Genomic DNA, 26,026 nt, shown 5'->3' on the forward strand with positions numbered 1-26,026 from the left:
CCGGATACACTGAGCGGCGCGGCCCAAATGTTGGAACGAACGCCGCCTTGGACGTAGGAAGGGAAGACCCCAGGGCCACGCGTTGACAGCCTGGCGCATCGGGTCGAAGGATCACGCCGTGCCCGCGATGGAGGAAGCCCCGAACACGCCGCGTCGCGACGTGATCCTGATCGCGGATGCCTCCGCGGAAGGGCAAACGATCGCGTCGGCGCTGCGCGCGCAAGGCTTCGCCGTGGCCTTCGCGCCGATCGAGCGGCTCGAAGCGCGCGTGCTCGACGAGTCGCCGCGGGTCCTGCTCGTCGACATCGATCAGCCAGGCGCGCGTGACGCCATCGAGCGGCTGCGCGAGTTGCCCGGCGGAGAAGACGCCGAGCTCGTTTGTCTGGGGAGCCAGAGCCGCGCCGCCGAGATCGGCGCGCACTCGGCCGCCGGTCGCTCCTTCGCGCGGCCGCTCGACATCCACGCGATCGTCGCCCAGATCGCCGCGCTCGCCGACCCGGCCCCGCTCGACGAAGACTCGATCGTCGACGACCGCGGCGCCCGGGCGATCCGCTCCGGCGAGACCGTGCCCCCGGGCCTGCTCGACGACGGCACCAGCTCCTTCCCGCCGGCCTTCCAGTCCGCGTTCCCCGGCGCGCCCGAGATCGCCGAGATGGGCGTGTCGATCTTTCCGCCCGACGAGAGCGACGGACAATCGCCGCCGACGCTGCTGCCCCCGCACCCCATGCAGCTCTCGCCCGAGCTCATGAACCTGCTCGCCGCGGCCGAGCAACGCGTGCTCGCGGAGACGCCGTCGTCGTCCACGCCGCCGCAAGCCGTGGCCGCCGAGGAGGAGCTCGACCTCATCCTCGCCGACGAGTTCCTCGCCATCCTCGAAGAGCCGCTCGACGCCGAGGCGGACAGCTCCCAGTCGGACCTCGGCACGGGCGGAATCGATCCGGGTACGGGGCCCAACGCGCTCGGCATCACGACCGGTTCGTTTGCCCTGAGCGAAGGGAACACGACCGCGCCGAACCCGCCGGTGTCCTCGACCGGAGCCATCGAGCCGCCGAGCGTGGGCGACCTCGTGCTCGACGTGCCGTCCGCGCCGCAGCCGAGCGAGCCTTCAGGGAAGAGCGCGCCCGCGGGCTCGACGCCGCGCTCGCCGGACGTCCGAGCCATCTCCTCGGAGGCCCCCTCGACGGCCTGGGAGGCACGCGGGAGTCGCGTCGTGGTCGCCGACGATGCGGGCACGCCGGTCCGGCCCACGGAGACGACCACGGCCACCCGCTCGGTCGAGCCGCGGCCCGCATCCGCGCCCACACCGCCGCGCCCGCCGCCGCCCGTGATCGAGCCCATGATCGACGTCGCGCCGCCGACGGTCTTCCCGGCCCGATGGACGGTCCCGGGCAGCATGCCGCGCCTCGCTTCCACACTTGGGGGCTACGCTCCGGCAAGCGGAGCTACGCCAAACCCCCCTACGCTCGGGGGTTACGCTCCAGCGAGCGGAGCCACGTCCCCAAACCCCCTGGCCCCGCCGACGGCCCCCAGCATCCTCGGGCGCGGTTCCGACGCCCCGCCGCCGTCGGTGCGCCTCGCCCCGCCCGTGCCGCCGCCGCCGGCGCCGGTTCCGTCCGCGCAGCCCGCGCATTCCTCGCAGGCACCGCGCAACCCGCACCCCACGGTGCTCGGCCCCGGCGACGCGCCGCGCGCCCTCGCCCGCGCCATCGCCAGCCGCGCCACGGGCTCGCTCGCGGTGCACGAAGGCGGCGCGGTGCGACGTGTCGTCTTGCAGGACGGCGACGTGGTCACGGCCGGATCGGGCGTCGCCGACGAGGCGCTTCTCACCTTTCTCTCGGCCCGCGGCGACCTCGAGCGCGACGTCGCGTATCGGCTCGCGGGCAAGCTCCCGCCCTCGGGCCGGCATGCGGGCGCGGCGCTCATCGCGCACGGATTTCTCCAGCAGGACGCCCTCTGGCCCGTCCTCCGCGCGCATGCCGAGTGGATCATCGGCCGGGCGATCCTCATCGAGTCCGGCACCCTGGAGCTCGAGGCCGAGCCGCCGGGCCGCCTGCGCGCCGAGCCCAACGTGTTCGGCGGCGCCACCGGGGCCGAGGTCTTCGTCGAGATCGTCCGGCGCGTGATTCCGCCCGAAGTCGCGGTCGCGCGTCTCGGCGGCGCGGCGGCGCGGTTCGACGCCGGCACGCGCATGACGCTCCTCTCCGAGTGTGCGCTCCTTCCCGACGAAGCGGCGCTCGTGGGGCAGGCGCCGGGCACGACCGTCGGCGAGCTCGCGGCCCGATCGGGGCCCGACATGATGCCGCTGCTTTACGCGCTCGTTTGTCTGGAGGTCCTCACGGCGCTCACGCCGGCGCGGCCTGCCACGGCCGAGCGACGGCCCGCGGAGGATCCGCTCGACGAGGAGGCGATCCGCATGCGGGTGCGGGCGCGGGTCGCGCTCGTCGAGGACGGCGACTACTTCGCGCTGCTCGGCATCGGGCGCGCGGCGACGAGTTACGAAATCCGGCGGGCTTACCTGGAGCTCCGGCGCTTCTTCGAACCCTCGCGCTTGCTCACGGCGGCGACGGTCGATCTCCAGAGCGACGTGCGCCTGGTGATCGAGGTGCTCGACGAGGCCTACGAGATTTTGAAGGATGGGACGCGGCGGGAGCGGTACCGGCGGGCGATCGAGGCGGGGCCGCCGTCTTGAGGACGAGCGGCCGACGGACGCGGCCGCTCGGTGGGAAGATCATTCCTCGGCGTCGGGAGCGGGCGTCCTCGACCGTACGGAATCGGGCGGCAGGCTCTCGAGAATGTCGACGACGTGCGAGGCGAGCGAATGCGCCAGCGAGAGCTCGTGCTGCGCTGCCGCATTGACCCCGAAGCCGCGGGTATCGCCGAGCGCGTCGGCCAGCGCTTGCGCGAGGGACAGCGCTCGCGTCACCGGGGAGACGTCATCCGCTCGGGTCGTCGATGGGGGACGGGCATCGCTGGGCCCGCTCGTGTCGGGCTGGGTACCAAGGGCCGTACGTTGTCCGTGGGAGATCGATAGATCGAGCGCCATGGGCTAGAGCCTCGCAGTTCGGGGACGTGGATCGAGCGCCGGATCTGCCCATGCAAGCTCGTGGCCAGAGCGTGGAAACGCGCGCGCTCGAGCGAGGCTCATTCAGCCGGGGCGCAGCGGAGCGTCGGGACCGAGGGGACGCGCGGAAGGTTTGTCGGGGGATGCCTGCCGTGCGGCGCGTCAACGTTGGGGAAAACTGAGGGGCAGGATCCAATGCGGGGACGAGCGGAGATCCTGCACGCTCGTGGCTCGGATCGCGGGGTGCGCGAAAAGCGCGCAGTGCCTCGCTCCGAGCGCATCGCTCGCGCCGTCGCGCTCGCCTCCCTCGTCGTGACGGCCTGCTACGCCCGCGGCTTCGTCAGCGCGAGGATCCACGGGTACGACGTCCGCAGCTCCAGCACCTCGAAGTCCGGCTCGAGCAGCGCGCGGAACGAGCCGAGTCCCCAGTGGTTCTTGTGGTCGATGTCGTTGCCGAAGCGGGACACGTTCTTCCCGCGCAGCAAGTTCGACAGCATGAAGAACGGCTCGTGCGGCACCGAGACGAGCGCTCGCCGGGCCCCGAGCTTGCGCAGCTCCGCGAGCGCCCCGCGCGGATCGTCGAGGTGCTCCAGCACCTCGCAGCACACGATCACGTCGGGCTTCTTCGTCAGGAAGCCGAGGTCGTAGATCGAGCCCACGTGCGCCTCGATCCGCGGGAAGAGGCGGCGCAGGCGCGTGACGTCGTCCGGGTTGTACTCGACGCCGACGAAGCTCGTGTCTTCGAGCTTCTCCGACAGGTAGCCCGAGAGGAACCCTTCGCCGCAGCCCACCTCGAGCACCGTGCGCGCCGGCAGGGCTTCGAGGAACATCGCGTGCAGCGTGGCGGCGAAGCGGCGGATGAGCATCCGCTGGACCGGGTTCTTGGCCCGGTACTTCGGCGTCTCGAAGCGGTCGAAGTACGCGTCGGGGATCACAGGATTTCCTCGCGGATCGGCGGCTCGTCTTCGAGGTGACGTGTCTGGCTCTGGTACGTCAGGAACTCGCCGATGAAGCCCATCGAGAAGAGCTGGATGCCCGTGACGATCATGAGCACGCCGAGCATGAGCAGCGGACGGTCGCCGATCTTGTGCCCGAGGCACCAGAGCACCGTCAGGTAGAGCTCGATCAGCATGCCGATGCTCGCGAGCGAGAGGCCCGCGAAGCCGAAGAGGTGCATCGGCCTCTTCTGGTACCGCGTCAGGAAGAGCACGCTCATGAGGTCGAACGAGCCCCGCAGGATGCGCTCGAGCCCGTAACGCGAAGAGCCGTACTTGCGCGCGTGGTGCTTGATCGGGATCTCGGTGACGCTGAAGCCCTGCGACGCCGCGAGCGCCGGGATGAACCGGAACAGGTCGCCGTAGATCGGGATCGAACGGATCACCTCGCACCGGTACGCCTTGAAGCCGCAGTTCATGTCGTGCAGCTTCACGCCCGTCATGAAGCCGACGGTGCCGTTGAAGATCCGCGAGAGGAAAAGGCGGTTCGTCGGATCGAGGCGCTGCACCTTCCAGCCGACGACCACGTCGTGACCCTCCTCCAGCTTGGTGAGGAAGTTCGGCAGGTCTGCCGGGTCGTCCTGGAGATCGGCGTCCATCGTCACGAAGATCGTGCCGCGCGCCTTGCGGAAGCCGGCCGTGAGGGCCTGGGCCTTGCCGAAGTTCTTCCGCAGACGCACGCCCCGCACGGCCGGGTTCTCCGAGGCCAGGCGCTTGATCACGGCCCACGAGTCGTCCGTGCTGCCGTCGTCCACGAAGATGAGCTCGTACTGCTCCTTGCCGGCGAGCGCCTCGTCGATGCGCCGCGCGAGCTCAGGCAGGCTTTTCCCCTCGTTCAGGCCCGGGACCACGAGCGAAACGCGCGGGAGGATGACCACCGGGCTCTCGGCCGCCTTTCGGGCCAGGGCGATGGCAGGAGGCTCGCCCGGAGAGGGCTGGGTGATGTCCACGGCGCTCACGGCGGCGGAGGATAGCAGAACGGTCCGTCCGCACGAGGCCCCGGAGTGCAGGCAAGGCGAGATCGGGGTGCTACCCTCGCGCCCGCGATGAAGCTGCTCGTGACCGGCATCGCCGGGTTCATCGGATCCCACCTGGCGGAGCGCCTCCTCGATCGAGGCGACACCGTCGTCGGCCTCGACAGCTTCGATCCCTTCTACGCGCGCTCGATCAAGGAGCGAAATCTCGACCGCATCCGAGGCCGCGCCCACGTCGTCGAGGCCGACCTCCTCGACGACGCGGCCGTCGCGGATCTCCTCTCGGCCACGGATTTCGACGTCGTCGTGCACCTCGCGGGCCTCGCGGGCGTGCGCCCGAGCCTCACCGCGCCGTCGCGCTACCAGCGCGTGAACGTCGAGGGCACGGCGCGCCTCGCCGAGCTCGCTCGCGCGCGGGGTGTCACCCGCTTCGTGTTCGCGTCGAGCTCCTCGGTCTACGGAGCGAGCAAGCGCCTGCCCTTCGCCGAGGACGACCGCGCCGACGAGCCGATGAGCCCGTACGCCGCGAGCAAGCGCGCCGCCGAGCTCGTGCTCCGCGCCCTCGTGCACACGCACGGCCTCGGGGTCACGTCGCTCCGCTATTTCACGGTCTACGGTCCGCGCCAGCGACCCGAGATGGCCATTCACGCGTTCTGCCGCGCCATCGACCGCGGCGAGACGATCGAGCTCTACGGCACGGGCGAGGCGAGCCGCGACTACACCTACGTCGACGACGTGATCGACGGCACGGTGCGCGCGATCGATCGGGTCGGCGAGGGCTACCGCGTCTACAACCTCGGCGCCGGGGGCGCGCCGACCACGTTGAACGAGGTCGTCACGCTCCTCGCCGAGGCCCTCGGCAAGCCCGCGCGCGTGCATCGGGGCCCTTCGATCGTCGGCGACGTCGAGCACACGATCGCGGACATCGGCGCGGCCCGCGCGGCGCTCGGGTACGAGCCGAAGACGGGGATTCGCGAGGGCATTCAGAAATTCGTGGACTGGTATTCTCGGACGTAATCACCGCGCCTTGGGCCGCGCCCCGCTCGCCCGATGGTGCGTCCGTTTCCTCTTCCGGGGCACGAGCTCCGGCACGGGCCCGTATTTCGCCAGGATCTCGCCGAGCGCCTCGTCGGGGAGCGTCCGCGAGAGCGCGATGAGCGCGTGGCGTGGGCTCTCGTCGGGGTCGATGACCAGGTCGACGAGCTCCACGTCGAGCCCTTCGAGGGCCTCGGCGATGCGTTGCAACGTCTCGACCGTGGGGTTCGCGAGCCCGTGCTCGATGCTCGAGATATGACCCTTGTTGGCGAGTGACTCGCCGGGCGCGTGACCTTCGGCCACTTCCTCCTGGGTCAGCCCGGCGGCGAGCCGGAACGCCTTCACGCGCTCGCCGATCGTGAGGAAGAGCTTCTTGGGGCGGACTCTGCGCGGCATGTGCTCCTCGCTACCTCTCGATCGACGTACTGCGCCGAGCGCGTAGGGGTGGTATCGCCTTCTCCAAGGTCGTGGTTGCCATGCCGATGTTCCCTCTCTCTGACTCCAAGATCCTCGTCACAGGCGGCGCCGGGTTCCTCGGCTCGCACGTCGTGGAAGTGCTGAAGGCGCGTGGCGCGCGGCAGATCGTGGTCCCCCGTTCGGCCGAGTTCGATCTGACGGACGCGCACGCGACGCGATCTCTCTTTGAAACGCACCGCCCCGACCTCGTCTTGCACCTGGCCGCGCGTGTCGGCGGAATCGGCGCGAACCGCCGCCACCCCGGCACCTTCTTCCGCGACAACATGGCCATGGGCCTGCACGTCCTCGAAGAAGCGCGGCGCGCGGGGACGCCCAAGGTTGTAGTGGCCGGTACCATTTGTGCCTATCCGAAGTTCGCGCCGGTACCGTTCCGGGAAGAGGATCTCTGGAACGGGTATCCGGAGGAGACGAATGCGCCGTACGGGATCGCCAAGAAGGCGCTGCTCGTGATGGCGCAGGCGTACCGGAAAGAGTTCGGGTCGAAGTTTGTCGTCGTCTTCCCGGTGAACCTCTACGGGCCGCGGGACAACTTCGACCTCGAGGACTCGCACGTGATCCCGGCGATGATCCGGAAGTTCGTGGAGGCGCGCCTCCGCGGAGAGCGGTCGGTCGTGCTCTGGGGGGACGGTTCGCCGACGCGGGAGTTCCTCTATGTGGAGGACGCAGCCGAGGGGCTCGTGCGGGCGGCCGAGCGGTACGACGGAGAGGAGCCGGTGAACCTCGGCGCGGGGCGTGAGGTGTCGATGCGGGATCTGGCGGCGACGATCGCGAAGGCGTGCGGGTACGACGGGGACATCGTGTGGGATACCGCGCGCCCGAACGGTCAGCCGCGCCGGATGCTCGATGTGTCGCGAGCGCGGGAATGGTTCGGGTTCGAGGCGCGGACGACGCTGGAAGAGGGGCTCGCGAAGACGATCGGCTGGTACGAGGCGAATCGGGGGCGGATCGTCGAAAAATCGTGATCCTGGTGCGGTCCGCGGCTGCGCGGGCCGAGGTGAGGCGTGATCCTCGAGGGCTCCGGGCGCGCCCGCGGGGGAGGGATGTGCGATCTTTGCTCGGGCGGGCGCCGAGCTGGGTCAGGGGAGGCGTGATCTGGCGGTGGTCACGGGGTGTCGGGGGGGAGGATCGATTCGAATTTCGAGGAGCTCACGCCGTGAGCGGGGGTAGGTGAGGGATGATCTGGCTCCTTCCCGATGCGGAGCGGGGGGAGGTGACGGTTTTGTCACCAGCCGAGGGCTTGGGGGACGGCGTGGAAGAGGTCGCGGAGGACGGGGAGGAGGGCGTGCTGGCGCTTCATCTCGGCCCAGACCGTGGGGTGACCGCGCTCCTGGATGTCTCGTTCGAGCTGGCGGAGCCTGCGTGCCGGTGCGCCTTGGGCCAGGCTCGTGCGGTACTGCGACAGGTGGGCCTTGTAGTCCTTGAAGGCTTGCTGTCGCGCTTTGGGCAAGAGGTCGCGCTTGTTGAGGCCGAGGACGTCGATCGTGTACCTGGCGCGCTCGAGCTCCGTCGGCCCGAGGGAGGCCAAGGGCGTGAAAAAGAATGTGTTCTGCAGATCGAGCCAGAGGAATGCGCTGGGATCCTCCTTGCGTGGATCGATCAACACTGGTGCTCCTGGCACAGGTGGGACGACCGGGGCCTTGCGGCGACGCGTGACGTCGGTGAAGTTTCCTGTCGCCTGCGCGAAGACGGCGTACCGGTTGTTCTTGGGTCCGTTGCACGGGCCGCACGCATAAAGGTAGTTCGACCAGAGGAACGCGGCCTCGGGGTAGAGGCTCTTCGGCCGGATGTGCTCGACCTCGTCCGCCGCGGAGTCCTCGCAGTAGGCGCAACGTTGCGCGCCGGAGCACATTGCGGTGAGGGTCTTTTTGACGGCGTCGAAGGTCGGGTCGCCCTTGCGGTTGCGCGCAGCGAAGCTCGTTTTGGCTCGTTCGACGCGGTCGGCGTAGTCGGGGAGTGCGTCGATCTCGTCCTGGTACTCGCAGAGCTTCTCCCGAGCCGCTTTGGGGAGCACTCGTTTCGGGAGGCGGATCACTCGTCGTCCTCCGCCCCTTCGCTGGCCGCCGTGGGGAGCATCGCCCGGAGCTCCTTCTGCTTCTTCTTCTCCTTCGCGGAGAGCCCTTCGGCGAGCTCCTTCTGGTTCAACATGGCGAGCTGTTCGAGGAGCTCCAGAGCCTCCGGGGATCGTGTGGCGACGTCGCCGAATGCGCCCGTGCCGTACGCGTCGAGCACGTTGCCGTAGAGGAGGCGATCGAGTTCGGTCCCCGTGACCATCCCCGCTTCCTCGTCGCTGCCTGGTCGGGGCAACCGGAAGACGCTGCCGGGCTTGGCGGCCTGGCAGATGAGCGGGCTGTGCGTAGTGACGATGAACTGGATCTGGGGGAAGTGCTCGCGGAACCAGCGTCCGACCCGCCGTTGCCAGGTGGGATGCAGGTGTGCGTCGATTTCGTCGATGAGAACGACACCCGGGGCAATGATCTTCGTGGGGTCGTTCGGGTCGAAGATGACATCGGCGCCGTAGGTGGCTGCGAGCTGTCGGATGAGCTCGAAGGTCATGCTCAGGATCGAGCGGTAACCGTCGCTCAGGTTCTCGACCGGGACCTCACATTCGTTCCCGTCGACGAAGCGCACGCCTTTCGAGGAGATCGATTCGAGCCGAGCATCATGCGGGAGGAAGCCGCTCTGGTTGACGAATGCCTTCACCGGTTCGAGGAGGTTGCCTTCCGGGTCACCTTCGAGCGTCTTGTAATGGAGGCGGATCAGCCATTCGAGGCATTCGCTGAGCGCCACGGACTCCCCGAACACCGACAAATGGCGAGCGAGCTTCGGGTTCGAATAGAAGAGTTTTTCGAGGTCCTTGTCGCCGCCCGTGAAGCGACGGAATGGGCCGTACGATGCGGAGAACCAGCCCCAGGATGGCCCCCAGACGTGCCGATCGCCCTTCTCCCAGGCATGAAGCGTCACTGGGTGAGGCTCCCCTGCGGTCCGCTCCAACCAGATGCCTGCTTTGAGATGCCCCTTCGGCCGATTGCCTCTCTTCGACAGCCTGTCAAAGATAGGATCACCAGCCAAGTGCAGGTATATACCGCCCTCGGCTTCGCCCCTCCGGAGCCAATCGTTCCAATCCTGCCGAAGGGCGAGTGCCTCTTGAGGGCCCACGAGAGCCAGCGCGATCGCTCGGAGCAGCCCGCTCTTCCCCGCGCCATTGTCCCCAATGATCACGTGCCAGCCGTAGGCATCCACATCGTCGATCTCCCATACGAGACGCTTGAGGGACCGCAGGTTGTACAGATCGATCTTGAGGAGGAACACGCGGCATCCTTGCCGGGGAGCGCGGAGAGCGTCAAGCGGGAGGTGTGCCCCTCACGTGACGCCGCCGACGCACGACCCCCTAGAACTTCCCCCCGGATGTACTAGTCTCCGCCCCGCGGGCGCCGGATCCCGCCCTTGACGTTGCTGCCGGATCTTCCCTCGATGCTCCTCGAAATCGTCGCCGCCGCGGCCGAAGTCATCCAGGCCAGCTTGCCCCTCCTCGCCGGCCTCCTCCTCGGCGCGGTCCTCCTGCTCCTCCTCGAGCGTTTCCTCGCCGGCCGCGTCTCGATCGCCGTCAAGCGCGTCCTCTACGCGGTCGTCCTCCTCGGCGGCATCGGCGCCGGCCTCTTCCTCGCGTGGAAGATCCGATGGCTGTGTGACGACGCGTTCATCTCGTTCCGATACGCGCGAAACTTTTCGCGTGGCGAGGGCCTCGTCTTCAACCCGGGCGAGTGGGTCGAGGGATACACGAATTTTCTGTGGACGCTGGTGCTCGGGCTCCTCGCCAAGCTCCGCGTCTCGATCCCGCACGCCGGGCTCTTCGGCAACCTCGCGGCCTACGCGGTCGCGATCGTGTTCGTGGCGCTCGTCGTGCGAAAGGCGAGCCCGAAGCCCGCGATCATTCCCTTCGCCGCGCTTTGCCTCGCCGGGAGCCGGCCGTTCTACACGTTCGCCTCGTCGGGCCTCGAGACCATGCCCGCCGCGATGCTCGTGGCCGTGGGCATGTGGGCCTCGCTCCGCAAGAATGGCGCATTCAGCGCGGGGCTCGCGTTCATCGCCGCCGCGCTCACGCGGCCGGATCACCTGCTCCTCTACGGATGCATGGGCCTCGCGATCGTCGCCGAGGATCTCATCCACCACGAGGAGCGGCCGTTCTGGAAGCGCCTCGATTTCCGCCGGTATTTCGCGTACGGCGCGCCGCTCGTCCTGTTCTACGCCCCGTACTTCCTCTGGCGCTGGCGCGCGTACGGCGATCTCTTTCCGAATACCTATTACGCCAAATCGGGGAACCTGACGTACTGGTCGCAGGGCCTCGTCTACGCGACGCATTTCGTCTTCACGACCGGCGCGGTGATCTGGATCCCGCTCTTTCTCTTCGCGCTCGCCGGGCGGGCTCGCAATCCGGCCGAGACGCGCCTCCGGATCTTCGCGTTCCTCTCGCTGCTCGTTTACGGCCGCTATGTGGTGAAGGTCGGCGGCGATTTCATGGAGCACCGGTTCTTCGTCTCGCTCCTGCCGATCCTCGCGGTCGGGACCGAGGTCTCGCTCCGGTATCGGCTGCGCGAGCTCGGCGGGCCGGCACGCGCGCTCGTCGGCTCGGCCGCGGCGCTCGCGGTCGCGGCCGCCGTCCTGCCCATCCGCGTGCTCAAGCCCTACGAGAAGCGCTGGAACCTCGCCGAGGAGAACACGTTCTACCCGGTGAAGAGCGTCATTCCGTTCGAATCCGGCTCGATCTACGCGGGCATGGGCGAGCGGGTCCACAAGACGTTCATCGCCCGCGGGCTCAAGCCCAAGCTTTCGATCGATTGCATCGGTCTCGTGGGCTGGTACGCGGATCTGCCGATCGTCGACACGTACGGCCTCGCGAACCGGCGCATCGCGCACAAGCCCATCGAGAAGCGCGGGCGGCCGGGGCACGAGAAGCGCGGCTCGCTGCAGGAGTTGCTCGCCGAGGGCGCGGTCGTGGATCTCAGCAATCCCTGGGGCGAGAAATACAAGGAAGAGACGCGCGCCAACGTCGACGGGAGCGCGTTCCATTTCCTGCGCTGGGACCCCGAGGTCGTGAAGGTGCTCCGCGCCGTCAAGAATGCCCAGCTCCCGGATCCTGCCCGCGACATCGCGGCGCTCACGCGAACGGGCACGCGGAACGATATCCTCGATTCGCTGGAGTTTTACGAGGTCTTTCTGGAGCGTCACCCGGACCGGGACAAGCTCATCGGCGAGCTCCGGGGGCGGCTCGGCGAGATCGCCGATTTCGAGGGCAATCTGCCCGCAGGCACGACGGTGCACGGCGCGGGGCTGCGCATCGAGAAGAGCCGGCGCGTGGGCGCGACGGGCACGAGCCTGCTCGTCTCGCTGCCGGACGTGGGGGGCGGCACGGGGACGCTGGAAATCGATCTCGGTGTGCTGACGAAGCCCGAGCTTCGTTTCGCGCTCGGCGGCCGATCGAGCGCCGGCGTGCGCGTGGAGCTCGTCGTCGACGGCGCCGTCCTGCGCGCGGTCCGCCCGCGGGTCGACCGGAAGCTCGTGCCCGAAGCCTGGCAGATCGAGGATTTGCAGGGCCGTCGCGCGACGCTCCGGATCGTCGACGAGGACAAGGCGCCGGGAATCGGCCTTTACATCGACGGGATTCACTGGTCCGCCGGGACGAAGGAAGACATCCGCGCACGGCTCCGGTCGGCCGCGCCAGGCAATGGGGTCGACCTCTTCCGCGCGGCCCGCACCGAGCTGCCCGAGAACGATCCCGACGTGATCGCATTCGCAGCGCGGTTCTCGACGCATCACAGCTTCGACGAGGCGTTCCCCGAGGGAACCGAGGTGACGGGCACGGCATTCGGCAAGGCGCCGACGACGGGCCCGACGGGCAATCAGCAGGATGTCGCGGGCTTCTTCGGCCGCGCATTCGCGAACGGGTACCACGGCGGCGACGCGGCAAAGGGCAAGCTCGCACTCCCAATGATGACGCTCGACGGCCAGCCGATTCACGTGCTCGTGGGCGGCGGCAAGGATTGTCAGAAGACGTTCGTGGGCCTGGAAGTCGAAGGGCGCATCGTGGCGCGATCCTGCGGCAAGAACGACGAGATCCTCCGGCCAACCGAGCTCTCGACGAGCGCATACGCAGGCAAGCAGGGGCGAGTCGTGATCGTGGACGAATCAAACGGGAACTGGGGGCACATCCTCGCAGACGACGTGCTCGTCGCAACGCGCCCCCCAGCCGCGCGCGTGAACTGACATCGCAAGCCGCCGCGCCGGGGTTTCACCCCGGACCCGACCAGGGGCTGTTCGCCCCTGGACCCGAACCAGGGCAAGCCCTGGACCTTCTGGGAAGAACTGCGCGATGCGCAGTTCTTCCACGGGCCGGTGGCAAGACCAGGGACAGCGTTGCCAGTCACGGCGGTCTTGGTTGGCAGGATCGTAGCTGGTCTTGCCTCGGCCTGTTCGATGAACTGCGCATCGCGCAGTTCATCGACCCAAGGTCCAGCGCTTGCGCTGGTCCGGGTCCAGGGGTGGACAACCCCTGGTGGGGCCTGGGGCGAAGCCCCAGCGAAGCGCCCCTCAGGGGGTGACGGGGATCGTCGGGAGGCCGGGGCGGCGGCGGTAGAGCTCCATTGCATTGAACTCGCTGTACCGCCGGCGCTTCGCGATGAGCTCGAAGGCGCGTGCAATGTCCGCGGGCCTGGTCTTGTCCTTGTAGCAGCTCTCCTCGATGACCACGTATTGGGCCATCGGGAGCAGGGCCTCGGCCTCTTCCTTGGTCTTCGCGGGCTTGATGGGCGCGGGGAAATCGTCCGCGCCGGGCCCGAAGGGCAGGGCGCGCAGGTCCCGCACGTGGAAGAGGCCCTTGGGCGGCGCCTTGCGCGAGCAGCTGATGACCGCGGTGTGGTCCACGAGGGGCGCCGGAATGGGCTTTTCCGGGAGCTTGCCGAGGACGCCGACGGCGATGAGCTTGCGCTCGCCGAGGTGGGAGGCGAAGTCCCAGAAGAGAAGGTCCGCCGCGATGGAGTTCGCTCCGTCGCTCTCCTTCTCGGGCTCGGCGAAGACGTGCGTGACGCCCATGTCCTCCAGCGTCTTGCGGACCCCCTCGGGCGACCCGGCCGCGCCGTATTCCAGGCCGAATTGCCAGAGGTATGCGTCGAGCACCGTCTTGCGCCACGTCCCGAGGTGGGCGTGGTTGTCGGGCCAGATGTGCAGGAGGAGCTGCGATCCGGGCGGCGTCGCATTGCCGACGTCCTGCCAGTGCCCCTGGATGCCGAAGCGCGCGTCGTATTTCTTGTCGAACCCGGCGCTCATGAGGTCGATGGCCTCCTTGAGCGGCGAGCGGGCGTGCGCGTGCGTCTGGAAAAAGTACACGTCGCCGCCCCACACCACCTGAAGCCCGAGCGAAGCCGCGAGGGCGACGCGCGCGCCCGTGCCGAACGAGCGCCAGACGAGCAGCGTGATCGCCGCCGTGACCGCCGCCATGAGGGGCATGAGCGCCTGGAGGTACCGGTCCTGGTGATGGACGGAGTACCAGATGAAGACGCCGCCGTGGACGAGCAGGACGACGAGCCAGATACGCTTCGTCTTTTTCAGGAAGGGGAGGCAGCCGAGCAGGAGCGTGAACGCCGAGCCGAAGACGGGCACGTTCCGGTGGAACTTGGGCCAGTCATTCGGGACGAACGAGAAATCGACGAGCGCGACGAGGGTCTGGAGCAGGCCCTTCAGATCGCGGGTCGGCGCCCATAACTTGGCCTCGACGTAGCCGTATTTGAATCGATATCCGGCCTGGTCCGTGAAGGGGTGCGCCTTCACCTTCGCGCCGAGCAGCGGATAGAACGGGTCGCCGTAGAAAAGGAGGTTCTTGAGCCAGAGCGGAGAGCTCGCCGCGAGGCCGACGCCGGCGAGCACGAGCGGCGCGACGAGGAAGCGGCGCCGGAGCTCGGGCGGGAGGCGCCCCCGGAACGATTGCACGCCGAGGGTGACGGCTCGAACGCCGACGAGCAGGAGCGGCGGCGGCACGAGCATGATGGCGACCGTCTCCTTCGTGAGCGCCGCGGCGGCGCAGAGGACGCCGAGCACCGAGACGTACCGGAGGTCGAGCTCGCGGAGCGTGCGGAAGAGGACGAGCGCGATCGCCGTGCCGAACATCGCGCCGACGTGGTCGGCGCCGCCGCTGACGGAGCTGTCGTAGAGCAGGACGCCGGGGAAGACGAAGCGCGCCGCCCAGATCCACCGGGGATCGGCGCGCGGCACGAGCCGCCGGACGAGCGCCGGGATGCCGGCGACGGTCGTCACCACGAAGAGGGCGAATTCGAGGTGGGCCGCGAGCGTCATCTTGTCGAAGAGGCGCCCGGGGACGAGGAATGCCCACGTGTAAAGGTACGAGGTGAAATGCGGGCGGGCCGTGAAGACCCAGCCTTCGACCGCGGGCCGCACGGCGCCGCGCACCGCGTAGCTCTCGGCGAGGGCCATGTGCTTCCACCGCGCGTCGAACTGGATGTTCGACGGCGTGAGCACATAAAAATAAATCATTCCCAGGCCGAGGATGCCGAACACGAGCGCGAGCGCGGAGAGCCCGAGCTTGGGGCGGGTCGGGGCGGAGCGGGCGAGGACGCGGCGGATGTGGAGCGCGTGCTTGTAGAGCGGTACGGCGACGGCGCCGAGGAGCGCGATGGGCAGGACGAAAAATGTGGTCGTGCGGTAGAGCCCGAGGAGCCCGACCACGAACATCAGGAGCTCGAAGCCGTAGACGCCGAGGGCCATCGAGACCATTGCATGCTCGAGGAGCGGCATGCGCGTCCGGAGGACCCGGTGGAGCACGACGTGCCCAATGCCGTAGCTCCCCGTCCCGACGACGAGGGTGCCGAGCCAGTAGCCGGCGTAGCGCCAGAAGAGCCACTTCTGGATCGGGTAGTGCTTGTGGACGACCCAACCGAACACCAGGATCCCGGCCACGAGCATCGTCGTGGCGAGGACCGGGCGCACGAGTGCGCGTGCTGCGTCGAGTAGGCGTGATCCAGCAGACGGTGCAGGCGCGGCCGAGTCCGACTCCATTGCCGGGGCGGAGTACTCTCCGGCACCTCGCGCGTCAAGCCTGACGTGGGCTCGGAACGAGCGACCTCGAGGATGGGGGCCGTTGCCCCCAAATGTCGCGGCTCAGCGTTTCCGCACCCAGATCTCGAGCTTCTTCCAGACGCCGCTGCTCCTGCGCTCCACGAGGAGCTCGTAGCCCTGGAGCAGCGCCGCCGGCTTGTCCTCGTAGCATTGTTTTTCGAGGATCACGTATTCGGCGCTCGGAATCAGCCGCTCGGCGGCCTCCTTCGTGGCGGCCTCCGTTTGCGGCGCCGGGAAGTCGAGCGTCTTCGGGCCATACGGCAGCACGTGCAGGTCGTTCACGCGATAAAGCCCGCGCGGCGGCGCGTCCTTCGTGCAGCCGAGCACGAGGGCCGCGTCGTGGAAGGGGGCCGTGATCGGCGCGTCCTTCACGCGCCCGAGGACGCCGCCCTCCACGATGCGGCGCTCTTCGAGCCCGGTCTGTGCGAATTCCCAGAACAGGATGTCCGCGGCGATCGAATTCGAACCGTCGCTCTCTTTTTCGGGCGCGAGGAACGCGTGCGTGACCCCGAGCTCGCGAAGGCGCTTGCGCACGCCCTCGGGGGAGCCGGCGCGGCCGTATTCGATGCCGAATTGCCAGAGGTAATTGTCGAGCACCGTTTGATGGCCCGTGCCGAGGTGGCCGTGGTGCACGTGCATGAGGTGCAGCAGCAGGCGAGATCCCTTCGGCACCTCGGCGCCGAGGGTCTGGAAGCGTTTCTGGACGGCGAAACGCTCCTCGTATTTCTGGTCGAACCCGCCGCTCAGGAGGTCGATCACATGCTTGGGCGGCGATTTCGCGTAGGCGTGCGTCTGGATGAAATACACGTCCCCGCCCCAGACGACCTGCAATCCCACGAGCCCGAAGAGCGCGGCCCGCGCGGGACGTCCGAACGATCGATACAAGGAGAGCACGAGCACCGCCGTGACGGCCGTCATCAGCGGGACCTCGGCCTGGAGATACCGGTCCTGGTGGTGGACCGAGTACCACGCGAAGATCGCCGCGTGGATCCACGCGACGAGGAGCCACACGCGCCTGTCCACGCGCACGAGGAGCAGGGCCGGGAGCAAGAGGGTGAAGAGCGAGCCGAAGACGGGGACGTCGCCGTGGAATTTCCCCCAGTCGTTCGGGAGAAACGAGAAGAGCCAGAGCGCGCTCACCGTCTCGGCGAGGCCCGCGAGGTCCCGCGTCGGGGCCCACATCTTCCCTTCGAGATAACCGTACTGGAATCGATACGCGGCGTCCTCGGAGAATGGATGCAGATTCAGGAAGCGGTGCGAGAGCGGATAGACCGGGTCGCCATAAAAGACGAAGTTCTTCAGCCAGAGCGGTGACGTGGCGACGAGGGCGGTGAGGCCGAAGACGAGCGGGGCGCGGAGGGCGCTTCGCGTGGTCCGCGCAGCGCGGATCGACTGGACGAGGAGCGCGAGCGCCGGGAAGGGGACCAGCATGATCGCCACGGTCTCCTTCGTGAGCGCCGCGCCGGCCGCGAGCACGCCGAGGAGGGCCGCCCGGCGCGGATCGAAATCGCGGAGCACGCGGAAGGTGCAGAGCGCGATCGGGACGGAGTACATCGCCCCGAAGTGATCGGCCCCGCCGCTCACGGAGCTGTCGTAGAGCAGGACGCCCGGGAAGAGGAAACGGACGGCCCAGATCCAGCGAGGATCGGCGCGCGGGACGAGGCGACGGACGAGCGCGGGGATGCCGACGACGGTGGTGAACAGGAAAACCGCGAATTCGAGGTGGGCCGCGAGGACCATGCGGTCGAAGAGGCGGCTCGAGGGCCGGAGGAAGGCCCAGGTGTAGAGATACGAGCTGAAATGGGGGCGCGCCGAGAAGACCCAGCCCTCGGCCGAGGGGTGAATGCCGCCGTGGAGCGCGTAATCCTCGGCGAGCGCCATGTGCTTCCACCGCGCGTCGAACTGGACGTTTTGCGGGGTGAGCACGTTGAAATACACGAGCCCGAGCCCGAGGCAGCCGAACGCGAGCGCGAGGATCGCCCCGTTTCCGAGCCGCGGCGCGCGCCGCGAGGCCCGCGCGAGGACGCGGCGCACGTGCGCGAGGTGGCGCGCGAGGGGCACGGCGACGGCGGCGAGCAGGCCGAGCGGGAGGGCGAAAAACGTGGCCGCCCGATAAAGCTGGAAAACCCCCGCCAGGAAGACGAGGATTTCATAGCCGAAGACGCCGACGGCGAGGGACGTGATCGCGTGTTCGAGGAGCGGGAGGCGCGAGGCCAGGGCGCGGCGGACGAGGACGTGGCCGAGGCCGTAGGCGCCGGCGAGGACGACGAGCACGCCGAGCCACGCGCCGGCGTAATGCCAGACGAGCCACTGCTGGATGGGGTAATGGGCGTGGACGACCTTGCCGAAGAAGCCCATCCCCGCGAGGAGCACGAGGGTGAGGGCGGCGCTCCCGAGGCGCGGGCCCGAGCGGCCCTGGATCCGAGCCTCTCCCGACTCCATGGAGGGCGAGGGCGTAGCTGCCCGGGAGGGCGGCGTCAAGCGCGGCTCACCGTCGATACGGGGGGACGTAGCCCTCGCGTTTCAGGGTGTGCGTGGCGAGGAACCGGCGCAGGTGCGACAGCGGCGTGTGGAGGCGCGCCGGGTCGTCCGCGAGGCTCTGCGTCTCGCCTGGATCCGAGGCGAGGTCGAAGACCTCCACGGTGTGGCTGCGATCGTCGACGATGATCTTCGTACCGTCGCGCAGGACGAGGGCGCGCTTCATGCGGGTCTCGGCGAGGATCGGGCGCGTGAGCGTGGGGCTCTCGCCGCGCAGGTAGGGCACGAGGCTCTGGCCCATGAAGGTGCCGGGCGTGCTCTCGCCGAAGAGGTCGAGGATCGTGGGGCCGAGGTCGACGGCCGAGACAGGCGCGTCGACGACGCGCGGCGCGAAGCGCTGGCTCTGCACGATGAGCGGCACGCGCAAGAGCTCGTCGTACAGCGAATTCGCGTGCACCCACTGTCCATGCTCGCCGAACGCCTCGCCATGATCACTCGTCAGGACGACGGCGGCGCGCTCGGCGAGCGGCGAGCGCTCGATCAAGGTGAGCAGACGGCCGATCTGGGCGTCGACGAGGGCGACTTCGCCGAGGTAACGGTCGAACTCGGAGCCCCCCGTGCCCGCGAGGTTGTAGGGGTTGTGCGCGTCGAGGAAATGGATGTACAGGAAAAACGGCTCGCCGTGCACTTTCGCGAGCCGCGCGACCGCCGCGTCGACGAGGGGTTTGCTCATGGTCCAGCGGCTGTTTCCGGCGGGGCGGACGAAGGTCTCCTCGGAGAAGCCCCGGACGATCCCGTACTGGTTGACGAGCCAGGCCGCGCTCGCGAAGGTGATCGTGGTGGCGCCGCGGGCGCGCAAGAGCTCGGGGAAGCGCGGGGTCTCGTCCTTGGCGGGCCAGAGGCCGAGAATGGGCCCCGCGTTCGGCGTCCAGTACTGCTGGGAGAAGTACGTGCCCGCGAAGAGCGCCGAGAGGCTGTAGACGGTCTGCGAGCCGGCGGAGCGGGCCGAACGAAAATACACGCCGCGCTTGCGGAGGGAGGCGAGGTTCGGGAGCTTGTCGTCGTATTTGCCGGACGCGAGGACGTCGTTCCGCAGGCAATCGATGCTGAAGAGGAACACCGCGGGGTTGGCAGGGAAAACGGCGGGGGAGCTCGGCGGTACGGGAGGCGCGGCCTTGCGGTCGACGAACCACGGGGCCATTTCGGGGGGCACGGGGGCGTCGTAGGAAACCGTCTTTTCGCGGAGCGCGCCGAGGAAGGGCGGAAGGAGCGAGCCGCTCGGGCTCTGCATGGCCATGGCCACGGTGGGCCGCGGCGGGACGACGAGCGAGGCGGCGGCGCCGAGCGAGGCGACGGCGAGGAAGGAGGCGCGGAGGGGACGCAATCGGGCGGCGAAAGGAGCGAGGCGCGCGGGCCATGCGGCGCCGGCGAGCGCGGCGGCGAAGAGGGCCACGGCGGCAAACGCGACGAAGAGGCGGACGCCGGCGTAATCGCCTTGGAGGAGGACGGGGCTGATCGAGAGGACAGCGGCGGCGACGGCGGCGGCGACCCAGCGGAGATAAGGGCGCGCCGCGAGGCGGCCGAGCAGGACGGCGAGGGGGATGGTGAGCGCGAGGAGCGCGACGAAGAGGACGAGCAGCGCCGGCTGGACCCAGGCGGCGCGGCCCGAGGCGTGGCGTTCGATGGCCGTCGCGAGGTCCGAGGGCAAGACGAGGGCGCCGAGGGCGAGCGAGAGCACGAGGAGCACGGCGGCGGATGCGCGCGGGCGCGCGCGGCCGAAACGAACGTGCAGGCCCACGAGGCCAGCGGAGGCGAGGCCGAGGGCGAGGAAATGGCCGGCGTCGAAGCCGTGATGCAGGACGCGCGTGACGAGGCGCGGCGGCAAGGCGATGGACCGCGCGATGGTGATCGCATTCGTGACGGCCGCGGTGATCCAGGCGAAGAGGACCGCGTCGGGGCCGGAGACGGAAGTCCGTCGGGGCTCGGCTTCGTTCACGGTCTCGCCATCGGCAGGGAACACGGATGCCACGAAAGCACGTTGGCTCGGGACGGACAAGGGTGGAGGTGCAGGGCTTCACCAGGTCCAGAGCGCACCGAGGTCCAATTCGATTTCGTGGAACGGTGCGATCCGTTCGCACACGTCCCCCTCGTACACTTCGACCTGTAAATAACCTTCGCTGGTGAGCTGATAGACTTCGGCCATTCGATCGCGCGGACTCACGAGCCAGAGGTGGGCGACGCCCTCGCGGCGGTAAACCCGGATCTTCCGCGCGCGCTCCCTGGGATACGTCTCCGGCCAGAGAACCTCGCAGATCCAGTCAGGCGTGAGCGTGAGCGCCTCGACATCGGGTATTTCCGGCATCCGCTCCCGGCGCCAACCTGCCAGGTCGGGCTGCAGCTTGTCCGGACGCGGACCGAAGTGCAGCACGGGGTTGCTCAGGAGGACCCAGCCGTCAGGTTCGCCATGGCGTGATGGCAAGGGGACGAGCTGCTGGATGAGGCGGGTCTTGGCCAGACAATGCAACAGGTGCTGGCCTGGCTGTACATGGAGCTCACCGTCGATGATCTCGGCGATCTGCTCTTCCGGGACGGCGTCGTAGGCTGCTTCGACTTCCGGGGCGTTGGGCATGCGCCCATCGTAGCATCAAGAGGTTCGTCCGGGAACGTCCGGTTTGTCCCCGAACGGCGGCGGCGCCAGGTACCACCCGACAAACCCCATCGCCGCCACGCCCACGTAGATCACCAGGAACACCACGAGTCCGTAGAGCAAGCCCGTGTCCCCGGGATGGCCGAGCGCAGGGAAGACCATCGAGAAAAAGAGCTCGCGCACGCCCAGGCCCGAGACCGAGATCGGCAGGAGGCCGAGCAGGCTCGCCACCGCGAGCAGGCAGACGACGTCGTAGAAGGCCAGATCGAAATGCAGCGATTGCGCGATCAGATACCCCTGGAGGTAATTCACGCCGAACGCGAGGATCGTCAGCACCACCGCGGACGCGAGGTGCCTCGGGCGCTGGGCGCGCAGGGCCAGAAGAAAACGATCGAATCCCTCGCCCGTGGGGTCGCCGAGCATTTTCTTGTAAAGCGCGCGCATCGCCGTCTGCGCGAACGAGGGAACGAAGAGCACGAGCGGACCGAGCGCCGTGACCAGGACCCCGCCCCACGTGACGAGCGCGAGATCCCCGACGAAGAACGAGCTCCATCGCGCCACGCCGACGGCCACGAACCCGACGAGCACGTAGAGGTCGCAGAGCCGGTCGATCACGACGACCGCGACCCCTTCGGAATAAGGCATCCCGAGGTCGTGCCGGAAGTATTGCGCGCGCAGCACGTCGCCCACGCGGCCCGGCGTGAACATGCCGACGAAGACCGACGAGAGGAAGCCGAGCCAGGCGCGCTTGCGTGGATAGTCGTAGCCGCGCGCCGAGAGCAGGACGTCGGAGCGGACGATCTTGAGCCAGTAGCTCGCCGCGTTCAGCGCGAATGCGAGCCCGAGCGGCAGGAGCGAGGCCGTCGCGAGCGCATCCCACGCAGCGCGCGCGTCGCGCATGCGCAAGAACACGACCACGAGCAGGGCCGGGCCCACGAGGCGCACGGCGAGCCGCACGAGCGAGCGCGGCGCGCCTTTCTTCGAAGCCTCGTTCGGGGAAGGATCGCTCACGAGCGCCTCGGTCTCTCGCACGAAGCGCCGCCTGTCAAGCTCAGCGGAGCGAGTCCGTGATCACCTTGAAGCGACGCTCCGCCATGATCGCGTCGTCGTCCGAGCGCTGGATCAGCACCGAAATGGTGAGCTTGTTCTTGCGCAGGACGAAGATCTCGGTCCGCATCGATTCCTTCGCGAGCGTGAACTCGAGCCGCGTCCCCTCGACGTTCTCGCCGCGCAGGCGCCGGGTCACGGTGGTGCCGCTGTCCGGGTGAAACTGACCGCCGCGCGAGCGCATCTCCTTCTCGATGCCGTCCACGAGCGACTGGCTCAGCGCCTTCGGGTCGACGTCCACCGAATAGACCTGGAGCATCAAGAACGTCGAATCGGCCGCCTCGACCGTGATGTTCGAAACGCCCGTGGACCTCTCCTCCTCCAGGGTCATTTCTTTCGGATAGCGGAAGGAGATCCCGTTCGCCTGGTATTGCAGGACCTGCTTCGATCGGATCGTGGCCTCGAAGCGCTCGCCGCCGAGCTGCACCTCGAACGGTTTGCCGTCGGCCACGGAGTAGACCTTGCCACCGATCGAAAGCTCGAACTGATCCCCGGGGCTCGTCACGTCGGGCCCGATCGGGTCACCGCTCGGCTCGGCCTCCGCGACCGCGACCGTGGGCGACGCGCCGCCCGGGCTCTCCGCAGGCTTCGCAGGCCCGCAAGCCGCGGCAAAAAGACCCAGGACGGCGCAAATGGCAAGACGAGCGTTTGCCCACATCGGCCCCCTACTGACCTTTTTTCCGCGCGGGCGTCAAGCATCGAGTACGCTCGCGCGCGTCCATGCACGAGGCCGAGGCGAGGCGATTCATCGAGGAAAACACGGCGCCGTGCGCGCCGCCGCTCCTGCCCGAGATCCGGCTCCGGCTGGCGACGGAGGTGACGCCGCTCTGGCGCGCCACCGAGGCGTTTCTCCAGACGCACGGGATCGAGCCGCCATTCTGGGCGTTTGCCTGGGCCGGCGGGCAAGCGCTCGCGCGGCTCGTGCTCGATCAGCCGGAGCTCGTGCGTGGCAAGGCCGTGCTCGATCTGGCCTCGGGCTCGGGCCTCTGCGCGATCGCCGCCGCGCGCGCAGGGGCACGGCGCGTCGTCGCCGTGGACACGGATCCGCTGGCCGCCGTGGCGATCACGATGAACGCGGAGGACGCCGGCGCGACCGTGGAGGCGCACGTCGAGGACGCGCTCGTTCGCGCGGGTTTGCCGCCGTGGGCCGAGGGGGCGGAGGTGGTGCTGGCGGGGGACGTTTGTTACGACGCGGCGATGACGCGCGTGGTTTTGCCGTGGCTCCGGGAGCGCGCGGCCGAGGGGAAGGTCGTGCTCCTCGGGGATCCGGGGCGCGCATATCTGCCGTCCGAGGGGATCGAGGAGATCGCGCGGTACCGGGTGCCGGTGATCGACGATGTGGAGGGGACGACGGAGAAATGGGGCGTCGTGTACCGCGTGACGCTTGCGGGGGGTGGGGCGTCCGTGGCTTGATGGGGGCGTCCACGGAGAGCGGATGGTGCAGGTCGACAAACAGGCACTCCTGAAGGAGCTTCGTACGCGGCTTTCGGACGAGCTCGCCACGATGGCGCGGATCGCCCACGAGGCGGCCGCGGCCGCGTCACACGAGGAAAACAAGCCCGAAAACGACAAGGACATGCGCTCGACCGAGGCGTCCTACCTCGCGCGGGGCCAAGCCGAGCGAGCGCGGGAGCTCGAACGGTCGCTCGCGCTGCTGGGCTCGATCCATGTGCGCGCGTTTGCGTCGGGCGACGGGATCGCGGCGACGGCGCTCGTGACGCTTTCGCACCGGGGCGCGAAGCTCGTCTGCTTCGTGCTGCCCGCGGCGGGCGGGCAACGCGTGAAGGTGGGCGGGACCGAGGTGCAGGTGGTGACGCCGACGAGCCCGCTCGGCGCGGCGCTGATGGGTTTGTCGGAGGGCGACGAAGCCGAGGTGCCGACGCCGCAGGGGACGAAGGTGTACAAGGTGGAGAGCGTGGCTTAAGGGCGGGGCGCGGGCTCGTACGATCGACCGTCGAAGTGGAGTTCGACGTCGATCGCCTCGTATTCGCCCGTGCGTGCGGTGTGCTTGATCAGGCGATAGCCATTCGCCGTCTCGGTATCGGTCGGCCGCATGTCGAAGGCGTACTCGGGACCCCAGACGGGGAGGTATTTCTCCTCGCCGCAGCCGAGGTAGACGCCGCGCATGCATTCATGCGTGCTGCCACAGGTGTCGTTGAAGTAGACGATGAGGTCGGGGAAACGGTCGTCGTTCAGCGAGCCCGCGAAATGGATCGTCTTCTGGCCGAAGCCGGGGTCCGGGGTCAGCATGAGGTCGTTCTCCGTCTCGGGCACGCGCGCGATCCGCACGAGCTCGGCCGTGCGCGAGCACGGGTCGGGAGGCCGCTCCGGCACCGCGGCGAGCGCCCCGGCGGATGAATTCGGGGCAGGCGCCGGTATCTCCCGGGGCGGAGCTCCGCCGCAAGCGACGAGAGCGAGCGCGAGGGGCAGGGAGGGACGCATGCGCCGTGTTACTCCGCGGTGCCCTTCTTTTCGAGGTGATCGCCGTAGAGCTCGCGGAGCTTCGTCTTCAGGAACTTGCCGGTCGAGGTGCGCGGGATCTGCGCCATGAAGACGTAATCGTCCGGGAGCCAGAACTTGGCGAATTTCGCCTCGATGTGAGCATTGAGCTCCTCTCGCGTGGCGGTCTTGCCCTCCTTGAGCACGATCGCCGCGAGCGGGCGCTCGGTCCATTTCGGGTGCCGCGCCGCGAAGACGGCCGCTTCGAGCACGGCCGGGTGGCTCATGAGCGCATTCTCCAGCGCGACCGAGCTGATCCACTCGCCGCCCGATTTGATGACGTCCTTCGATCGATCCGTGATCCGGAGATAACCCTCGCGATCGATCGTGACGACGTCGCCCGTCTTGAACCATCCATCCTCGGTGAACCGATCGGGGCCCTCGCCGCCGAAATACGAGGAGGCGACCCAGGGGCCGCGCACCTCGAGCTCGCCCATGGTCTCGCCGTCCCACGGGAGGATCTGGCCATCCTCGCCGACGTGCCGCTGCTCGACGAACGGCACGGCATACCCCTGCGACGCTTTACACCCGAGCTTCGTGGCATCGTCCGTGTGGGACAAACCGTGCTTGACCCGCGCGAGCGTGCCCACGGGGTTCGTCTCGGTCATTCCCCAGGCGTGGGTGACGTCGATGCCGTGCCGCGATTTGAAGCCGTCGATGAGGGCCGGCGGCGCCGCCGAGCCGCCGATGACCGTGGAGCGGATCGCCGAGAGGTCCCACTTGCCGGGGTGCTGATCGAGGAGCTGGAGGATGCCGAGCCATATCGTGGGCACGCCCGCCGCAATCGTGACCTTCTCGGCGGCGATGAGATCGAGCAGGCTCGGCGGGTCGAGGTGCGGGCCGGGAAAGACGAGCTTGGAGCCGGCCATGACGGCCGCATACGGCAGGCCCCAGGCGGCGGCGTGGAACATGGGCACGACGGGCAGGACCGTGTCGGCTTCGCGGACGCCGATGGTATCGGCATTGCACACGACGAGCGTGTGAAGGACGGTCGAGCGATGGCTGTAGACGACGCCCTTGGGGTTGCCCGTGGTGCCCGAGGTGTAGCAGATCATCGCGGCGCTGCGCTCGTCGAGCGTGGGCCAGGGGTATTCGTCTTTTTCGGGGGCGATGAGCTCCTCGTAATCGATCTCGGCGCTCGTCGCCTCGCCCTGCGCGGGGCAGTCGGGGATGACGACGACATGCCGGACCGAGCGGACCTGGTCGGCGAACTTGCGCCAGAGCGGCAGGAGCGAGCGGTCGACGACGACGACCTTGTCCTCGGCGTGATTGGCAATGTAGCCGAGCTCGTTCGGGTGGAGCCGGAGGTTCAAGGTGTGGACGACGGCGCCCATGGCCGGCGCGCCGAGGTAGACCTCGAGGTGACGCTGGTGATTCCACGAGAGCGTGGCGACCCGATCGCCCGGACGAACCCCGAGGCGCGCGAGCGCGCCCGCGAGCTTCGCGGTGCGGCGGTAGAAGTCTCCGTACGTGGCGCGGACGAGGGTCTTGTCCGGGAGGCGCGAGACGATCTCGTTGCGGCCGAAGAAGGTGCGCGCGCGTTCGAGAAAATGCGTGAGGGTGAGCGGAAAGTCCATCATGCGTCCGGCAAGCATCGTCGACTCCTCTCGTGGATGGGGAGCGGGCGGCG

Annotated in this window: 20 protein-coding genes; 6 read left to right on the forward strand and 14 right to left on the reverse strand. The window is 68.7% G+C overall.

Translation table 11 applies throughout. The features are described from left to right. The first annotated feature begins 118 nt into the window (after positions 1–118). Positions 119–2,689, forward strand: a complete 2,571-nt coding sequence (locus QHF83_RS22685) for a hypothetical protein (protein WP_282419993.1) — start codon at positions 119–121, stop codon at positions 2,687–2,689. Between the two features lie 39 nt (positions 2,690–2,728). On the opposite strand, the gene QHF83_RS22690 is transcribed toward QHF83_RS22685, so the two are convergent. The 3 genes from QHF83_RS22690 to QHF83_RS22700 all read right to left on the reverse strand — a co-directional run bounded on the left by QHF83_RS22690 (position 2,729) and on the right by QHF83_RS22700 (position 5,015). Then, positions 2,729–2,923: a hypothetical protein gene (locus tag QHF83_RS22690; RefSeq protein WP_282419994.1), complete on the reverse strand. Its 195-nt coding sequence runs from the start codon at positions 2,921–2,923 to the stop codon at positions 2,729–2,731. Positions 2,924–3,384: 461 nt separating this feature from the next. Beyond that, entirely contained in the window at positions 3,385–3,996 is a 612-nt protein-coding gene (locus QHF83_RS22695; protein WP_282419995.1) for a class I SAM-dependent methyltransferase, read from the reverse strand. Next, positions 3,993–5,015, reverse strand: coding sequence for a glycosyltransferase family 2 protein (locus QHF83_RS22700; protein ID WP_282419996.1), 1,023 nt, complete (start codon positions 5,013–5,015; stop codon positions 3,993–3,995). The genes QHF83_RS22695 and QHF83_RS22700 overlap by 4 nt, the downstream gene beginning before the upstream one ends. Positions 5,016–5,102: 87 nt before the next feature. Here QHF83_RS22700 and QHF83_RS22705 point away from each other — a divergent pair, with 87 nt between their 5' ends. Next, entirely contained in the window at positions 5,103–6,047 is a 945-nt protein-coding gene (locus QHF83_RS22705) for an NAD-dependent epimerase/dehydratase family protein (protein WP_282419997.1), read from the forward strand. Here the strand turns inward: QHF83_RS22705 and QHF83_RS22710 are convergent, their stop codons facing one another. Next, entirely contained in the window at positions 6,048–6,461 is a 414-nt protein-coding gene (locus QHF83_RS22710; protein WP_282419998.1) for a helix-turn-helix transcriptional regulator, read from the reverse strand. Between the two features lie 86 nt (positions 6,462–6,547). On the opposite strand from QHF83_RS22710, the gene QHF83_RS22715 reads away from it, so the two are divergent. Beyond that, complete coding sequence (locus tag QHF83_RS22715) at positions 6,548–7,504, forward strand: GDP-L-fucose synthase (protein ID WP_282419999.1); 957 nt, start codon at positions 6,548–6,550, stop codon at positions 7,502–7,504. Positions 7,505–7,764: 260 nt separating this feature from the next. Here QHF83_RS22715 and QHF83_RS22720 read toward each other — a convergent pair whose 3' ends face one another. Then, positions 7,765–8,574 carry a hypothetical protein gene (locus tag QHF83_RS22720; RefSeq protein ID WP_282420000.1) on the reverse strand — a complete coding sequence of 270 codons (810 nt, stop codon included), beginning with the start codon at positions 8,572–8,574 and terminating at the stop codon, positions 7,765–7,767. After that, entirely contained in the window at positions 8,571–9,851 is a 1,281-nt protein-coding gene (locus tag QHF83_RS22725) for an AAA family ATPase (RefSeq protein ID WP_282420001.1), read from the reverse strand. The genes QHF83_RS22720 and QHF83_RS22725 overlap by 4 nt, the downstream gene beginning before the upstream one ends. Positions 9,852–10,013: 162 nt before the next feature. Here QHF83_RS22725 and QHF83_RS22730 point away from each other — a divergent pair, with 162 nt between their 5' ends. Next, a complete protein-coding gene (locus QHF83_RS22730; protein WP_282420002.1) occupies positions 10,014–12,803 on the forward strand; it encodes a hypothetical protein in 2,790 nt (929 codons plus the stop codon). Positions 12,804–13,127: 324 nt separating this feature from the next. Here QHF83_RS22730 and QHF83_RS22735 read toward each other — a convergent pair whose 3' ends face one another. The 6 genes from QHF83_RS22735 to QHF83_RS22760 form a co-directional block, all read right to left on the reverse strand. Further along, positions 13,128–15,536 (reverse strand): hypothetical protein, encoded by a 2,409-nt coding sequence (locus QHF83_RS22735; protein ID WP_282420003.1) that lies wholly within the window; start codon positions 15,534–15,536, stop codon positions 13,128–13,130. A 171-nt stretch (positions 15,537–15,707) separates the two neighbouring features. After that, positions 15,708–18,107, reverse strand: coding sequence for a hypothetical protein (locus QHF83_RS22740; RefSeq protein ID WP_282420004.1), 2,400 nt, complete (start codon positions 18,105–18,107; stop codon positions 15,708–15,710). Positions 18,108–18,153: 46 nt separating this feature from the next. Beyond that, complete coding sequence (locus QHF83_RS22745; protein WP_282420005.1) at positions 18,154–20,163, reverse strand: sulfatase; 2,010 nt, start codon at positions 20,161–20,163, stop codon at positions 18,154–18,156. Between the two features lie 54 nt (positions 20,164–20,217). Continuing rightward, positions 20,218–20,772, reverse strand: a complete 555-nt coding sequence (locus QHF83_RS22750) for a Uma2 family endonuclease (protein ID WP_282420006.1) — start codon at positions 20,770–20,772, stop codon at positions 20,218–20,220. A gap of 15 nt (positions 20,773–20,787) precedes the next feature. Continuing rightward, complete coding sequence (locus tag QHF83_RS22755) at positions 20,788–21,801, reverse strand: lysylphosphatidylglycerol synthase transmembrane domain-containing protein (protein WP_282420007.1); 1,014 nt, start codon at positions 21,799–21,801, stop codon at positions 20,788–20,790. 40 nt (positions 21,802–21,841) lie between these two features. Continuing rightward, positions 21,842–22,555 carry a hypothetical protein gene (locus QHF83_RS22760; RefSeq protein ID WP_282420008.1) on the reverse strand — a complete coding sequence of 238 codons (714 nt, stop codon included), beginning with the start codon at positions 22,553–22,555 and terminating at the stop codon, positions 21,842–21,844. A gap of 62 nt (positions 22,556–22,617) precedes the next feature. On the opposite strand from QHF83_RS22760, the gene QHF83_RS22765 reads away from it, so the two are divergent. Beyond that, entirely contained in the window at positions 22,618–23,310 is a 693-nt protein-coding gene (locus tag QHF83_RS22765) for a 50S ribosomal protein L11 methyltransferase (protein ID WP_282420009.1), read from the forward strand. Between the two features lie 22 nt (positions 23,311–23,332). After that, positions 23,333–23,821 carry a GreA/GreB family elongation factor gene (locus tag QHF83_RS22770; protein ID WP_282420010.1) on the forward strand — a complete coding sequence of 163 codons (489 nt, stop codon included), beginning with the start codon at positions 23,333–23,335 and terminating at the stop codon, positions 23,819–23,821. Here QHF83_RS22770 and QHF83_RS22775 read toward each other — a convergent pair. Next, the gene (locus tag QHF83_RS22775; protein ID WP_282420011.1) at positions 23,818–24,339 is read right to left on the reverse strand and encodes a hypothetical protein; all 522 of its coding nucleotides are present in this window, start codon (positions 24,337–24,339) and stop codon (positions 23,818–23,820) included. The two genes, QHF83_RS22770 and QHF83_RS22775, sit on opposite strands and share 4 nt — an antisense overlap. Positions 24,340–24,347: 8 nt before the next feature. Then, positions 24,348–25,991, reverse strand: coding sequence for a long-chain fatty acid--CoA ligase (locus tag QHF83_RS22780; protein WP_282420012.1), 1,644 nt, complete (start codon positions 25,989–25,991; stop codon positions 24,348–24,350). Positions 25,992–26,026 lie beyond the last annotated feature (35 nt).

Source organism: Polyangium sp. 15x6, assembly GCF_029960785.1.
Lineage (GTDB): Bacteria > Myxococcota_A > Polyangia > Polyangiales > Polyangiaceae > Polyangium.